Annotated in this window: 14 protein-coding genes; 7 read left to right on the top strand and 7 right to left on the bottom strand. The window is 49.4% G+C overall.

Going from position 1 to position 15366, the window contains the following annotated elements:
- The first annotated feature begins 2 nt into the window (after positions 1–2).
- The gene (locus NW212_RS14405) at positions 3–677 is read left to right on the top strand and encodes an ABC transporter ATP-binding protein (RefSeq protein ID WP_258339319.1); all 675 of its coding nucleotides are present in this window, start codon (positions 3–5) and stop codon (positions 675–677) included.
- 25 nt (positions 678–702) lie between these two features.
- Positions 703–2577, top strand: coding sequence for a TlpA family protein disulfide reductase (locus NW212_RS14400; RefSeq protein ID WP_258339318.1), 1875 nt, complete (start codon positions 703–705; stop codon positions 2575–2577).
- A 97-nt stretch (positions 2578–2674) separates the two neighbouring features.
- On the opposite strand, the gene NW212_RS14395 is transcribed toward NW212_RS14400, so the two are convergent.
- On the bottom strand, positions 2675–3553 hold the full coding sequence (locus NW212_RS14395; protein WP_258339317.1) for a DNA/RNA non-specific endonuclease: 879 nt from the start codon (positions 3551–3553) through the stop codon (positions 2675–2677).
- 1 nt (position 3554) lies between these two features.
- On the bottom strand, positions 3555–4013 hold the full coding sequence (locus NW212_RS14390; protein WP_258339316.1) for a hypothetical protein: 459 nt from the start codon (positions 4011–4013) through the stop codon (positions 3555–3557).
- 304 nt (positions 4014–4317) lie between these two features.
- Here NW212_RS14390 and NW212_RS14385 point away from each other — a divergent pair, with 304 nt between their 5' ends.
- Positions 4318–5403: an HpaII family restriction endonuclease gene (locus NW212_RS14385; RefSeq protein ID WP_258339315.1), complete on the top strand. Its 1086-nt coding sequence runs from the start codon at positions 4318–4320 to the stop codon at positions 5401–5403.
- Positions 5404–5524: 121 nt separating this feature from the next.
- Here NW212_RS14385 and NW212_RS14380 read toward each other — a convergent pair whose 3' ends face one another.
- The 4 genes from NW212_RS14380 to NW212_RS14365 all read right to left on the bottom strand — a co-directional run bounded on the left by NW212_RS14380 (position 5525) and on the right by NW212_RS14365 (position 9252).
- Positions 5525–6502, bottom strand: a complete 978-nt coding sequence (locus NW212_RS14380) for a dihydroorotate dehydrogenase-like protein (RefSeq protein ID WP_258339314.1) — start codon at positions 6500–6502, stop codon at positions 5525–5527.
- 123 nt (positions 6503–6625) lie between these two features.
- Positions 6626–7294, bottom strand: a complete 669-nt coding sequence (locus tag NW212_RS14375) for a YggS family pyridoxal phosphate-dependent enzyme (protein WP_258339313.1) — start codon at positions 7292–7294, stop codon at positions 6626–6628.
- A 19-nt stretch (positions 7295–7313) separates the two neighbouring features.
- On the bottom strand, positions 7314–7796 hold the full coding sequence (locus NW212_RS14370) for a DUF4494 domain-containing protein (protein WP_258339320.1): 483 nt from the start codon (positions 7794–7796) through the stop codon (positions 7314–7316).
- A 220-nt stretch (positions 7797–8016) separates the two neighbouring features.
- Complete coding sequence (locus NW212_RS14365) at positions 8017–9252, bottom strand: fucose isomerase (RefSeq protein ID WP_258339312.1); 1236 nt, start codon at positions 9250–9252, stop codon at positions 8017–8019.
- A 187-nt stretch (positions 9253–9439) separates the two neighbouring features.
- On the opposite strand from NW212_RS14365, the gene NW212_RS14360 reads away from it, so the two are divergent.
- The 4 genes from NW212_RS14360 (at position 9440) to NW212_RS14345 (ending at position 14234) form a co-directional block, all read left to right on the top strand.
- A complete protein-coding gene (locus tag NW212_RS14360) occupies positions 9440–10642 on the top strand; it encodes a pyridoxal phosphate-dependent aminotransferase (RefSeq protein WP_258339311.1) in 1203 nt (400 codons plus the stop codon).
- 2 nt (positions 10643–10644) lie between these two features.
- Positions 10645–11889, top strand: a complete 1245-nt coding sequence (locus tag NW212_RS14355) for an ABC transporter permease (RefSeq protein ID WP_258339310.1) — start codon at positions 10645–10647, stop codon at positions 11887–11889.
- Positions 11890–11977: 88 nt separating this feature from the next.
- Positions 11978–13468, top strand: a complete 1491-nt coding sequence (gene proS, locus NW212_RS14350) for a proline--tRNA ligase (RefSeq protein ID WP_258339309.1) — start codon at positions 11978–11980, stop codon at positions 13466–13468.
- Positions 13469–13610: 142 nt separating this feature from the next.
- Positions 13611–14234 carry a hypothetical protein gene (locus NW212_RS14345; RefSeq protein WP_258339308.1) on the top strand — a complete coding sequence of 208 codons (624 nt, stop codon included), beginning with the start codon at positions 13611–13613 and terminating at the stop codon, positions 14232–14234.
- 16 nt (positions 14235–14250) lie between these two features.
- Here NW212_RS14345 and NW212_RS14340 read toward each other — a convergent pair whose 3' ends face one another.
- Entirely contained in the window at positions 14251–14940 is a 690-nt protein-coding gene (locus tag NW212_RS14340) for a glycine zipper domain-containing protein (RefSeq protein WP_258339307.1), read from the bottom strand.
- Positions 14941–15366: the final 426 nt, after the last annotated feature.

The raw sequence follows: 15366 nt of genomic DNA, 5'->3' as shown, positions 1-15366 counted from the left end.
TTATGATTAAAACAGTAAATTTGCAGAAAGTGTTCCGCACGGATGAGGTGGAAACTTGGGCGTTGCACAATGTGAGTATTGAAGTGAAAGAAGGCGAGTTTGTGGCGGTTATGGGTCCTTCGGGGTGTGGCAAGTCGACCTTGCTGAATATTCTGGGACTGCTGGACAATCCGACCGGCGGAGCATATTGCCTGAACGGTGTGGAGGTGTCGAAATACACCGAGTCGCAGCGTACGTCGCTTCGCAAGGGAGTCATCGGTTTTGTGTTCCAGAGTTTCAATCTGATTGACGAACTGAACGTGTACGAAAATATCGAACTGCCCTTGCTTTATATGGGCATACCGGCGGCCGAGCGTAAGCGCAGAGTGGAAGAGGCTATGGATCGTATGGCAATAGCTCACCGTTCCAGGCATTTCCCGCAACAGCTTTCGGGAGGACAGCAGCAGCGTGTGGCGATTGCCCGTGCGGTGGTGGCCAATCCCAAACTGATTCTTGCCGATGAGCCGACCGGCAACCTGGATTCGAAGAACGGCAAGGAAGTGATGGACCTGCTTACCAGACTGAACAAGGAGGGGGCCACCATCGTGATGGTAACTCATTCGCAGCACGATGCCAGCTATGCCGACCGCATCATTAACCTGTTCGACGGACAGGTCGTGACTGAAGTAGCGATATGACTGATTTATTAAATAAGTGTAAACAATGAAAATCAACTGTACATTTGTGGCATCGCTTTTGCCGGCCTTGATGCTGACGGCTTGCCATACGGGACCGAAGACTGTGGATTTCCCGCTGATTGAGAGTGCCAACACAACAACGCTCGACATTGCCAAAGTCGAGCTGAACGACACCGCTACGGTAGTGCATGTCAATGCGTATTTCCGGCCGCACTATTGGATTCGTATCGATTCGAAGACGTATCTTCGTGCAGAAGGTGAGAAATATGCGCTGACCGATGCGCAAGGCATCACTCCCGATTCGCTGTTCTGGATGCCCGAGTCGGGAGAGGCTTCTTTCACGCTTTTCTTCCAGCCCTTGCCCAAGCGGACACGTTCGTTTGATTTTATCGAGTCGGACTGTGCTGATTGCTTTAAGCTGTTCGGCGTAGATCTGACGGGGAAGGAAACCTATGACATTCCTGAAGGCATTCCTGCCGAAGCTTTGAAGCTGGATGGTAATGCTCCGGTGCCTGAACCTGTTTTCAAGAGCGGTGAAACTACGCTCGAGGTGCGACTGCTTCATCATCGGAAAGAATTGGGAACGGAGCAGAATATATATGTAAACACCTTGAATGGCGTGCAAGAGGAATATACTGCTCCCGTTGATTCGGCAACGCATACGGCAATATTCAAATTCCGGCAATATGGCCCGGCTGAGGTTTTGTTGCCCATGACCGGAAGCATACAGGTGGCTCCCGGGGAACATGCTGTTGTTTATATAGACCAGCGGGGCAGTGGACAGCGTATCGTATCCCGCCGTAAAGGAGCGGTTGCAAAACCTTTCAGATCCCTTTATGCCGAAGGCACGTATGCCAGTCTGAACAATCTGATCTCCAGCCGGACGGATTGGCCTGTATGGTCTATGAACCTTTATAACGGCAAGTTTGCAGATTACAGGATGACATCGAAAGCCTATGCTGCACACGTTACCAATACTTATAAGGCTTTGTCGGACAGCATTGCAGCCGATAGCCTGCCGCCGCTTATGAAAGCATGGATGCAGTTGTCATTGCAGGAAGAAGCCGTTGCGGCGATGCTGGGCGGCAATTACTTCCGCGAACATAATTACCGGTGTATGCACAATGAATGGAACCGCAATCCGATAAAGGGCATTGAACCGATGAAGCCGGAAGACCAGGCGGAGATCTGCAAGCTGTTTGATGTGAATAATCCGCAGCTTCTGATGGGAGCGCAAGTTTCTGATTATGTCGGGAATGTCGTATATTCGGATGGAGCATGGATGGAAACGGCCGGAATACGGACGGGACTGATTCCTTCTCTGAGAAAATATGTGCTTCTTGTTGACAAGGTTCAAAAAGGCACTTTGACGCAAGCCGACCTGAAAGTCTTTGGTCCGGAAGATTCTGCTTTTTATGTCGAGGCATTGGAAGCGATGCAGAAAGACATTGCCGCGAAGCTAGAAGCCGTAAAAGACAAGGCGGTTATCGAGCACACTCCCGATGTACCTGTAAAAGACTTGTTCGATGCCATTGTGGCTCCTTATAAGGGCAAGGTTGTGTTTGTGGATTTCTGGAACACGTGGTGCGGGCCTTGCCGTGCCTCGATCAAGGCAATCGAGCCTCTGAAAGACACGGAACTGAAGAGTGACAGGCTGGTATGGATTTATATAGCCAATGAAACATCGCCTGTTGTAAAGTATAAGACCATGATTCCCGGCATCAAGGGCAAGCATTTCCGTTTGAATGACGAGCAATGGAACTATCTTTGCAAGAAATTCCACATAGATGGCATTCCTTCCTACGTATTGGTAGACAAGGACGGCTCATACAGTTTGCGCAACGATTTGCGCGATCATAACCGCCTGGTGAAAACGCTGGCGGAGAAAGTGGGACAGTAGCTTGTGGTACATAAATCAAGCGAACAGGTCTGACAATCGGAACGGATTGCACGGCATGGACAGACAGACCCGTGCAATCCTGTGATGAAAAGCAATGTCAGAAGTCAATGCCTTCAGGTATGGTGCTTTCGATGCGTTTTTCTATGCTGTCGGGCACTTTAGAGAAGAAATCCAGACCTGTAGCTTCTTCTACCTGGTCTACTGTTACCATGTAGTTCTTCAGATGCTGGTGATGCGCCTTGTTTTCAAAAAGGAATCCCATGGCAATCGGATTTTTCCGGTTGTAGATCAGTACCACTTTGAAGAAGCGATCGGGGACAGCAACCTTGTGTTCTCCAATACGCTTAGGCGACTTTGTATCGTAAATAGGTCCGCAGGCGATGTAGACCGTCCCGTATTTCTCCGCCCATTTGCGGCAGCTCTCTTCCAGGTCGCCCCAGTCGTCCCGGTTCAGTTTCCGGTTTTGCGGACAGATGTTGCTCATATAAAATGACTCTTTCATCGCCTGTTTGCTCCATTTCATGTCGGCGGCAGGAGCCATGTGTCCGCGGTCGTATCCCGAATTGGTATAGTCGGACGTTACGACACGAGGCTCGGGCAGTTTCGGATCCGGCAGAAACTTGTTGGTACGCCCTTCGTCACCGGCAGTTTCCTTTCTTGTCAGTTCCCACGCCACCCAGTTCGGCGTTTTATAGACATCATTGTATGATACGGTGTAGCCCACGTGCCCGATTACAATTTCATTCCGTTTCCTGATTGTCTTCGGGATTTCCAGTTGCAGGGAGAAGCCGTCATCTCCCGCTTCTGTTCCAGCGTTTTCGGCAGTGCCGGTTTTATTCTCTATAGCCTTAGCCGTTTCGGGCGTGAACACTTTCTCTCCGTTCTGGTGGATGTAGAGTGCCCCGACAATAACCGCCGCCAGCAGAATGAATCCTTTTAGGCCTCCTCCAGATTGCTTTTTGTTCTTCCTTGCCATATCACAGGAGTTTGAAGCGCATGCGGAAGATTCCGTCTTTATAGTCGTGGCTGATGATTTTGAACGTGCCGATTTCGGAAGTGTTCTGCACATGTGCGCCTATGCAAAGGCAGTCGTCATAGTCGCCCACTTTGACTATACGTACTGTATCGGAAGCGTTTTCGGGAAGTCTTTTCATGTCAAAGCGAGCGGCGGCTTCCTCTTGTGTAATAAATTCGGTTGTCACGTCCAGGTGGCGGCCGATGACTTCGTTCACGGTTGCTTCGATCCGTGCAATATCTTCGTCCGTCAAGGCCTGCGGCAGAGCAAAGTCGAGTTTGCTTTTCTTGCGTTCGATATGGGCGGAAACAGCGCGTCCGCATCCGAAAATATTGACCATCGTGCGGTTCACGATATGCTCACATGTATGCATGGGAGGATATTCCTGCTTGTTGTGTTCGTTCAGTTGGGGTTGTTCCATAAGATATACGATAATTTGGTTCGCAAAATTACATTAAAAATCAGAATCAGAAAGTTTTTTCGGAAGAATATCCGGACGGGCGGACATAAAAAAAGGAGTACCGCTGTACTCCAACCTTTGTTAACCTTAAATCTAATACTATGAAAAACACATTGCAAAGATACGGACTTTTCCGTTATCCGCAAATAAGGGAGCTGTAAAAAACGCGTGAATAACTTTTTTTATGGAATTGGATGGCGTGGTGCGCTTTTGTTAACAGGCTTTTTTGTTTACCTTTGCGCTGAATTAAAAAATGTAGAAGAAAATGGCATTTGAAGCAACCAAAAGAGAATGGGGGGAATTGTATGCATTTTTCCGCCTGTTGGCCGACGGTCATGTATATTCCGGCACTCCCGATGTTAAGAAGAATGTAGCTCAGTGTCTGCCTGTGGCGATGGTGCAGCGCGTGGAACACGACGGTATCCGGCGTTATATCGTGGAAAAGGATGAGATACGCATACAGGGAGAGAATATCGACAAGCGGATTCCACGTGAAGACTTTGCAACTGTGGCGGACTTGATTCTGGACGGCATCCGGAATACCCAAGGAGATGAAGTGACTTCTCCGGATGGGGTGGAGGAGTTTCTGGATGAGGTGCTGATTTACGATATGGAGGCGAAAACTGAAGACCGTACGGACTTGAGCGTTGCTTTTTATTCGGAAAATGCGCCTCTGGTGGGCTTTTCCGTGCGTTCCCGCCTGGGTGTCATGTTTCCTCTGCTTGACGGGGGGCGTGCTGCCAACTTCAAGTTTGAGCAGACGGGAGTTAAATTTTCTTCACCGACCATCAATAAAATCAATGCAACGGGCGAGGAGGACGATGTGATTTCCCGGATGCTGATGATTGAGCGTTTGGGAGGCGTATTGAAATACAATGACGTGGCCGACAAAATTTTCCGCAGCAACGTGTCGATGATTGACTTGCATATGGGCCGTCTGCTGGGAGAAATGACACGTCTGATGTGGCTTGACGGAATCACCAGAGTGTCCGAACTTACAGAAGAAATCAAGAAAGTTAATCCGCTTAAAATAAAGGATGAACTGATCAGCAAACATGGCTTTTATGAATACAAGGTCAAGGAGTTTCTGCTGGCGATAGCTTCCGGCATGCGTCCGGCAAAATTGTACAATGGAACCGATTCGGCTATCGGCGGGATGCTGTTTGTGACCGGAAACGGAGAAGTGCTTTGCTATCAGCGTGCATTCCGACAGACGTTTGCCGATTTTCTGTTCTTCAATACACGTCTTGAAAAAGGCTCTACGGAGAAGGACAGGTACGGGTATCTGGAGCGTGAAAACGGGACTTACTATTTCAAGCTGAATCTGAAAGTGGGCTTGCTGAAAAGATAACGTGCAGGCCAGAGCAGAAAACAATCCGGATATAGAAAGCCTTGAATGCAAAGGCACAAGAAAAGCGGCGGTGAGTACCATCGCATCCTCTTGTGCCTTTGGCATTTCAGAATATTGAAAATTACCCTTTGTATTCGCTGTAATACTTCATGAACTGGGTACGTTCGAACGGATTGACTTCTCCTACGGTGCAGGCATTCATCTTTCCTTTGAAGCTGGCTACCGATTCATATCCTTTATCCTTCATCCACTCAGCCAATGTCTGCTTCATGGCTTCTGCTTCTTCCAATCCGTGCTGATAGAACGCACTGCAAATTTCTACAGCAGAAGCTCCTGCGAGAATTGCTTTTATTATGCCCTTTCCGTCATATATTCCGCCGGATACGGCATAATCCAGCTGCGGCACCTCTGCCGAAGCGATGGCTGTCCAGCGTATGCGTTCTGCCAGTTCATGCGGATTGCTCAACGCACTGATATGAGTCAGGCTTTGACTGTCGATGCTGATGTCTGGCTGGTAGAAGCGGTTGAACAGAACCACGGCGGCCGCCCCGTTGGCATAGAGCTGATTGACCAGCGCGACCGGGTTCGTAAAGTTGCTTCCCAGCTTGAATATGACCGGAATGTTCACGGCTTTTTTGATGTGACGCAAGATTTCGATATGCCGCTGTTCAAAACTGCCGTAGGCATATTCCTTTCCTGTTTGCAGCGAGAGCACGTTCAGTTCCAGCGCATCAGCGCCAGCCTCTTCCATCAGCCGCGCAAAATCTGTCCATTCGCTGTCGCTGTAGCAGTTGATGCTGGCTATGACCGGAATCCGGCAACTTTTTTTAGCTTCTCTGATAAGGTCTACATGATGGCTCAGCGCATGTGAGCGTACATACGTCTGCAGGTAATCCTCCGCTTCGGGCGAACCATATCCGTCCATGTGTCCGCTTTCTGCCTTGATTTGTTCTTCGAACACTGATTTCAGCACGACAGCTCCAGCTCCCGCTTTTTCAATTGCCTTGATTTTTTCTGCGCTGTCTGTCAGTCCGGAACTCCCGACAATAATCGGATTCTCGAGCGATAGCCCCGCAAAAGTCGTTTTCAGTTGTAGCATGTGTTTATGGTATTAAATTGTCATTATTACTCTCCATCGCAGGTTTGTACAGCGTTGCCGGCGGTTGCCTTGACGCTGTTCTGCTTCTCGGTTTCCGGCAATGCCTTGCGTGAAATCTTCCGGTCAATAGACTCTTTCACCGAAAATTTTGCTGCCCACGCGTACCATTGTGCTTCCTTCCCTGACGGCAAGCTGATAGTCGTGCGACATGCCCATCGAAATTTCTTTAAAGGTATCGATGCCGTTGAAGTAAGTATTCTTCAGCTCGTTGAAGAAGTCGTGCAGACGCGCGAATTCCTTGCATATCTCAGCTTCGTCATCTGTGTTTGTCGCCATGCCCATCACTCCGCTGATTGCCACATTCGTCAGTTCTTTCCATTTGCCTTCGTCCAGCATCTGCCTGCACGAGTCGAAAGTGAAACCGTATTTGGTGTCTTCCTCAGCGATGTGGATCTCCAGCAGGCAGGGGATTACGCGTCCGCATTTGGCAGCCTGCTTGTTTATCTCGGCCAGCAGCTTATAAGAGTCCACCGCATCAATCATGGCGATGTAAGGAGCGATGTATTTCACCTTGTTTGTTTGCAAATGTCCGATGAAATGCCATTCGATGTCTTTGGGGAGAACTTCCTGCTTGAGGTTCAGCTCCTGTTCCTTGCTTTCGCCGAAGATCCGTTGTCCTGCCGCATACGCTGCTTCGATCGCTTCGCTGGGGTGAAACTTGGAAACAGCTACCAGGCGGACATGCGGAGGAAGCTGCGCAAGCACTTCTTTTATGTTTTTCTGAATGTCCATGGCAATCTGTCTTTATCTGTTATCTTTTGTCCGCTTCGGGAAATTCCGGCTTTACGTCCGGTTCGGCCGAATAAGGATATACATCCATGATAGCGGTTTCTGCCACTGATGCAATTACATAGTCGGCCATTGTCCCTTTCATGCCTTCGTCGAGTTTCTTTACGGCATCGCGCAGGTCGGCGGCCTGTACCAGTACGTTGGTTGCCGTCTTTTTCTCTGTTCCGCTTTTTTCGTCCAGTGTGATGAAATACAGTTTGCACTTGAACCACCGGTCGGCAGCGTCTTCTTCGCAAGGAAACAGTTCGCTGTAATTCGCCCGCTTGATGTCGGCGACAGTAAATTCGCCGCTTATGAAGGGAGTGATTTCTTCAATTATGCGCGATTCGGCTTCCGTGAAGCTGAGCGCATCTACCAGATAGGGTTCCGTCACTTTTTTGTTCATGCCGTTTTCGGCTACTTTCTCGTAACGGATTTTGCATTCAAACCAGTTATGCATCATAATTGTTTCGTAATAGTCTGTTCGTTTTATAATTAATGAATAGGAACGTGTCCGGAGTCTTGCTGCACTGTAAAAAAGTCGTCAAGACAGAACCGCAGCATTTGAAGTGACGGATTGTTTTCACAAACTTTTTCCGTTTGCAAGGCAACGGGACATCGGCCGTATCTGTTCTACAAAGATACGACTAATAATGAAACAGCGAAACAATTTATGCAAAAATCCGTTATTCGCGCTGCTTGCACCGGTTCTGCTGCATAAATTCCTGGATGGCCTCCGTGTGGTTCCCTTTAATGAGAATATGATGGTTGCCCAAGGGGTTTTGCAGGAAGTAGCTTACGGGACTGTTGAGCTTGACCGTTACCTGAGTCCGGCAGCAAGTCACCAGGTTGGTGTTTGCGGTGAGATATCCGGCAGATACAAAATATTCGTCCAGGCATTCTCCCCCGCATTTGAACAGCGTCACTTCACCTTCGTGCATGATTCCCTGGATGCCGATTCCTGTTTCCGATTCAAACTGGGTGCGGATGATAAACTCGTCTGTCATTGTTGTGGGAATGGAACAGTGGGCCAGCAGCACTTCATTCCGCTTTGTGTCGATGAACGAAGGATTTGCCATGAACCCCGGCTGTCCGGTCAGTTCCTTCACCATAAGCAATGTCATGATCGACTGCAGGTCGCCCTCGCATCCCGCAGGAATGCCTTCGTCGTTCAGGAGCGAAAGGGCCAGGCATCCGGTTGTCTTCAATGTCTGAATAAGCGAGAAACAGGATACGGTTGCTGCGCTCAGCTTATGCTTCGTGCATACGTCCTTCACCGCTTTGTGCAGCCTCATTGCTCTGTACAGGTCTTCGGGAGTAACGTCCTGAATGGCTTTCACGCGTGAAACAAGTCTGGACGCTTCCATGCCGATTTCATCATCGGTCGTGTTATAGAAGTTCTTTTCCACTTCCTCGATGGGGATATCTACATAGCTCACTCCCCAGCGCTGTCCGGCGAGCAGGTAGTCGACATGGCTTGAAACGAGCCACGGAGCCGGTGTGCCCACCACTCCGATGCGTTTGTTTTTCAGGCTCCGTTTGGCGGCGAAAGCCTTGTGGTGAAGCAGCACCTGTTTCACCATTTCGTCGGGATGTCCGTGGATAATTTTCACTTTCATGTCGCGTGTCCGTATCCAGGCCGATATTTCAAGTGCGGCGGCCAATGAGTTGTTTGAGCCGTCGGTAAGCAGCGTGATGGGATAGGGGAGCAGGCTGAAGTTGCGCACCACAGCGCTCTCTACTCCTCCGCTGGCAATGAAAGCCAGTTTATAGGCATTTGAAGGGATATCGTCGGTTTGAGTATAGTTGACCAGATGCAGCGTGAAATATTTTTCGAGCGCCACGAACAGCGATTTATGGGCCTCATACACTTGCTCTTTCCGGTAAGTATCGGCATTGAATATAATGAGATAAAGATTCATACCTATTGATGTTTTTTGTTTCTGAAGCAAACATACGGCTTTTTTTCTGAAAAGCAGTCAACGGTTAACTGAAAAGGAGTTAAAGTAAATGAATATCCGCATTCTGTTTAATTTTTCAAACGTATTGTTGCTAAATTACGGCAATCAAGTTATCTTTGCATTTCAAAAACAAATAATTTATAAAAATATGCCACATATATCCATTCGAGGAACTGAAATGCCGGAGTCGCCGATACGCAAGTTGGCTCCGCTGGCTGAAGCTGCAAAAGGAAGAGGAATCAAAGTGTACCATCTGAATATCGGTCAGCCTGACCTTCCCAGTCCCCGAGCGGCCCTCGATGCGATTCGAAATATCAAGCGCACGGTGCTGGAGTACAGTCCCAGCCAGGGATACCGCAGCTACCGCGAAAAGCTTGTCGGTTATTATGAGAAATATGACATTCATCTGGATCCGGACGACATCATCATTACGACGGGCGGTTCGGAAGCTGTGCTTTTCGCTTTCCTCAGCTGCCTGAATCCGGGAGATGAAATAATTGTTCCGGAGCCTGCATATGCCAACTATATGGCGTTTGCCATTTCCGCAGGCGCTGTTATACGCACGGTGACGACTACCATCGATGAAGGCTTTTCCTTGCCCAAGGTGGAAAAATTTGAGGAACTGATCAACGAACGCACCAAGGGAATCTTGATTTGCAATCCGAACAACCCGACCGGCTATCTGTATACGCGCCGGGAAATGAACCAAATCCGCGACCTGGTGAAGAAATACGACCTGTTCCTGTTCTCCGACGAAGTGTACCGTGAATTCATTTATACCGGTTCTCCTTACATTTCAGCCTGCCACCTGGAGGGAATCGAGCAGAACGTGGTGCTGATTGATTCTGTTTCAAAACGTTATTCGGAATGCGGCATCCGCATCGGAGCACTGATAACGAAGAACGAAGAGGTGCGCAAGGCCGTGATGAAGTTTTGTCAGGCACGGCTGAGTCCTCCTCTGATTGGCCAGATTGCCGCAGAAGCTTCTTTGGACGAGCCGGAAGAATACAGCCGTGAAACCTACGACGAATATGTGGAACGGCGCAAGTGTCTGATTGACGGACTGAACCGTATCCCGGGTGTTTATTCTCCCATCCCGATGGGCGCTTTTTATACAGTTGCCAAGCTGCCGGTGGATGATTGCGAAAAATTCTGCGCATGGTGTCTGTCGGAGTTTGACTATGAAGGCGAAACCGTGATGCTGGCTCCTGCCAGCGGCTTTTACACGACGCCCGGAGGAGGAAAGAACGAGGTGCGCGTGGCATACGTGCTGAAAAAAGAAGATTTGGTGCGCGCACTGTTTATTCTGCGCAAGGCGCTTGAGGCATATCCCGGCCGAGTAGACGACTGACCATGAACTGGAAATTCTTTATAGCCCGGCGGATTTACCGCAGCAAAGAAGGAAAGGAAGAGGTGTCAAAGCCGGCTGTCCGCATTGCGATGGCCGGCATTGCGATCGGGCTGGCTGTGATGATCGTTTCGGTGGCGGTTGTCATCGGCTTCAAGCATCAGGTGCGCGACAAAGTGATAGGCATGGGGGCGGATATCGTGGTTTCCGGCATCGACGGAGCGGATCTGTACCAAGTGAATCCGATTGTGGCGGAAGACAGCCTGCTTGATGTATTCCGGGGGATTTCCGGAATCACGCATGTGCAGCGGTTTTCCACGAAACCGGGAATGATCATGACCTCCGACAATTTTCAGGGAATGATTGTGAAAGGGGTGGCCCAAGAATACGACTGGACTTATTTGAAGGCTCATCTGCAGGAAGGAGCCATTCCCGCGTTCTCGGATTCGGCAGCAAGCAATTCAGTGCTTGTTTCCCGTTCCGTCGCCGACAAGCTCTCGCTGAAGTTGGGCGACCGTATGTTCACGTACTTTGTGGAAGATAATATCCGCGCACGGAGGCTGACTGTTTCCGGTATCTTTCAGACAAATTTTTCCGCTTTCGACGATTTTTTTCTTATCACGGATCTGTACACGGTTAACCGACTCAACAACTGGCTTCCGGACCAGGCAGGCGGTATTGAACTTGGTGTCGGCGAATACGGGAAGACCGGTGCCGTGAACGATGAAGTGCGTTTAGCCTTGGGGGACAAAACCGACCGTTACGGAGAACCTTATTGTTCGCGCACGGCTGAAGAACTTTATCCGCAGATCTTTGCATGGCTGGATTTGCTCGACACGAACGTGTGGGTCATTCTGATTCTAATGACAGGAGTGGCCGGATTCACCATGATTTCCGGACTGCTGATCATTATTCTCGAACGCACCAATATGATCGGCGTGCTCAAGGCCCTTGGAGCTGACAATGCATCGGTGAGAAGAATCTTTCTGACTTTTTCGGTCTTTCTCATCGGCAGGGGAATGCTTTGGGGAAATGCCGTCGGACTGGGATTGTGCTGCATACAGTATTTCCTTGAACCGGTGAAACTTGATCCTGCCACCTATTATGTCAGTGCGGTTCCCGTTGAACTTCACTTGGGCTGGGTGGTTCTGCTGAATATATGCACGCTGCTTGTTTCTGTGCTGATGCTGGTGGGGCCGTCGTACCTGATCAGCCGAATTCATCCGGCTAAATCCATCCGTTTTGAATAAATCCATCCTCAAATAGGCCGCAGAATGAATCTTTTTACTAATTTTGCGGTTTGTAAAGATAAAAAGTAAATGTAACAACATAAAAGTTATGGCAAAAGAATTAAAAGACCTGACCAAAAGAAGTGAAAACTATTCACAGTGGTATAATGACCTGGTCGTGAAGGCGGATCTGGCCGAACAGTCAGCGGTGCGCGGATGCATGGTCATCAAGCCTTACGGATATGCAATCTGGGAGAAAATGCAGCAGCAGCTGGACAAGATGTTCAAGGAAACGGGACATGTGAACGCTTATTTCCCTTTGCTGATTCCAAAATCATATTTGAGCCGTGAGGCAGAGCATGTAGAAGGATTCGCGAAAGAATGTGCGGTAGTCACTCACTACCGTCTGAAGAATGCGGAAGACGGCTCGGGAGTCATTGTAGATCCGGCTGCCAAACTGGAAGAAGAACTGATTATCCGTCCGACTTCCGAAACCATCATCTGGAGCACTTACAAGAACTGGATCAACTCTTACCGCGACCTGCCTATCCTGTGCAATCAGTGGGCTAACGTTGTGCGCTGGGAAATGCGTACCCGTCTGTTCCTCCGCACGGCGGAATTCTTGTGGCAGGAAGGGCATACGGCTCATGCCACCCGCGAGGAAGCAGAGGCTGAAGCACAGAAAATGCTGCACGTTTATGGCGATTTTGCAGAGAAATATATGGCCGTGCCGGTTATCAAGGGTGTGAAATCGGCGAACGAGCGTTTTGCGGGAGCTTTGGATACCTATACAATCGAAGGCCTGATGCAGGACGGAAAGGCATTGCAGTGCGGGACTTCCCACTTCCTCGGACAGAATTTTGCAAAAGCGTTCAACGTACAGTTCGTTGACAAAAACAATAAGCTTGATTATGTATGGGCTACGTCATGGGGAGTTTCTACCCGTCTGATGGGAGCGCTCATCATGACACATTCGGACGACAACGGACTGGTTCTGCCTCCGCATCTGGCTCCTATCCAGGTTGTCGTTGTTCCGGTTTATAAAAACGACGAACAGTTGAAGCAGATCGATGCCAAGGTAGAAGGAATTGTAAGCAAACTCCGTGCAATGGGTCTTTCTGTGAAGTACGACAATGCCGACAACAAGCGTCCGGGATTCAAGTTTGCCGACTACGAGCTGAAGGGAGTTCCCGTGCGTCTGGTTGTGGGAGGACGTGACCTGGAAAACAATACCATCGAGGTTATGCGCCGTGATACGCTGGAAAAGGAAACCCGTTCGTGCGAAGGCATCGAAGAATATGTAAAGAACTTGCTGGAGGAAATCCAGGAAAACATTTACCAGAAAGCGCTGAAGTTCCGCAACGAACATATTGTCAAGGTAGACACTTACGAAGAATTCAAGGAACAGATCGAAAAGGGCGGCTTCATTCTGGCTCACTGGGACGGTACACCGGAAACGGAGGACCGTATCAAGGAAGAAACAAAAGCTACCATCCGCTGTCTGCCTTTCGATGCTGACGAAGAGAGCCTTACTCCGGGCGTGGACATGCTTACAGGAAAGCCTTCCGCACGCCGTGTGCTCTTTGCGCGCGCTTATTGATGAAATCTTCTATGACGCGTGTGCGCCGTAGCTGAAAAAAGGATATGGAGCCACAGGGTATGATGCATTTGAAATCCGATGTCTACCTCTGTGGCTCTTTTGTTTAAGACTCTGATCAGTGTATTTCTTTAACGGCTGGATTATGAACAAGGAACAGTTCGGAATTTGCCTGCGGGCCCATGCGGATACACTCGGCCGCATCTGCGACAGGGCCTGTATGCTGCACGAAGCGGTAAACCAGAAGTACGACAGGAAGTTCCCTTACGGGTTTCACTTGTCGATGGTTGCAGACTTTGCCATGGAATACGGCCACGAGGTCGTGTCTTCAGAGGAAGATATCATTCCGGTGGTGTTCGGCGCTTATTTCCACGACAGTATTGAGGATGCCCGCCTGACCTACAATGACGTCAGGAAAGAGGCAGAGGCATTTATGGACACACGGCAGGCGCTGGCGGCTGCCGAAATCGTTTATGCGCTTACCAACGACAAAGGCAGAACCCGTGATGAACGTGCGGGAGCGCATTATTATGCCGGCATACGCGAAACGCCTTATGCTCCTTTTGTCAAGCTGTGCGACAGGCTGGCCAACATGACATACAGCTTCAGGGGAACGGACATCGCCAACCGCCACATGAAAGAGGTCTATCGCAGAGAATGGCCGCATTTCATCGCATCGGTAAACCCGCATGCCGGAGATATCCGCTTCAGTATTCCTGCGGATATGGTCAGAGAAGCGGAATGCCTGCTTGCGGAGAGGGAGAGATAGCGGTGCTCCTTGCCCTTTACCGCTGTGTGGGCAGAGAAAACTCTTGCGAAGCGTATTCCTGCCCGTAAGAGTCGGTGACGGCAAGCCGGAGGATAATGTTCCCGTCTTTCAGCCTTTTTCCGGCACTGATGGTTGCCGTATACTTGATTCCGTTGTGCGGCAGGATTTCTTCAACCATAATGGAAGGCGAGATGTGGATATTTTTCATCCCCGTCGTTTCGGTGACGCTGGGTATCACGTTGTATGCCGGCTCGCTGCCTTCGTTCATGATTTCAAATATCACCTTGCTGTTTTCCTTTGCCTCAATGATATGATTCCGGTTTTCGTCGATGAAACGGATGTTGCGTATTTGCAGGGTGTAGAAACTCTGCTGGCGGACTGGAGCCGCCGGCGAATAGGCCGGTTCCTGGCTTTGCTCGTGCTGATAAACTCCGTCTTCCGACTTGTCACGCTGCCTGGGTGCTGTCAGTGCACCTCCGATGGCGGCTCCTGCCAGTGTGCCTGCGATGCTTCCGATGGCTGAGCCGCGGTAGCTGCCTCTCCAGCCATGCCTGCTGTCACCGATAAGCCCTCCCAGGGCACTGCCTACATTGCCTCCCAACGAAGCCCCTCCCAGGATGGCTCCGGTGTTTGTTGTTCCGCAACTGCTCGCTGTCAGAAGCAGGGCCAGCAGGATTGTCTGATAGATTTTCACTCTTTTTTTCATGACATGAATCTGTTTTTGAAACAGGCGGAATCTGTACGGACAGAGCTTCTCCGCTGTTTATGCAGATACAAATATAGCGGAATTCGTTTAAATACGGATGAATCCGGACGGAATAATGAACAAAGCGAAGAAACAACGTTCAGCAAAGTCAATTTCGGAAACATAAGCTGATACATGCTGCATGTTTTGCTTCGTTCCCATGACATTGCTTTTTGATAGCCAAATTTTGTTTTGACACCCTCTTTATCCTTGTATTTTTCATTCCTGCCACAAAGCGACTTTCCCTTCCGGACCTAAATCCAATGTGGCGGTAGCTATTCCCAAAGTACGGAATACCTTTCCATGTGGGAGAATTTTTTACTGCTGAATATCAGCAATATAAGAAATGAAGGACAAAAATACGGCTATGGAGAAATAGGTATAAAA

This window comes from Bacteroides sp. ET225, assembly GCF_024733745.1.
Lineage (GTDB): Bacteria > Bacteroidota > Bacteroidia > Bacteroidales > Bacteroidaceae > Phocaeicola > Phocaeicola excrementipullorum.
The sequence above is the reverse complement of the archived record's forward strand: the minus strand, read 5'-3'. Positions and strand labels throughout refer to the sequence as shown.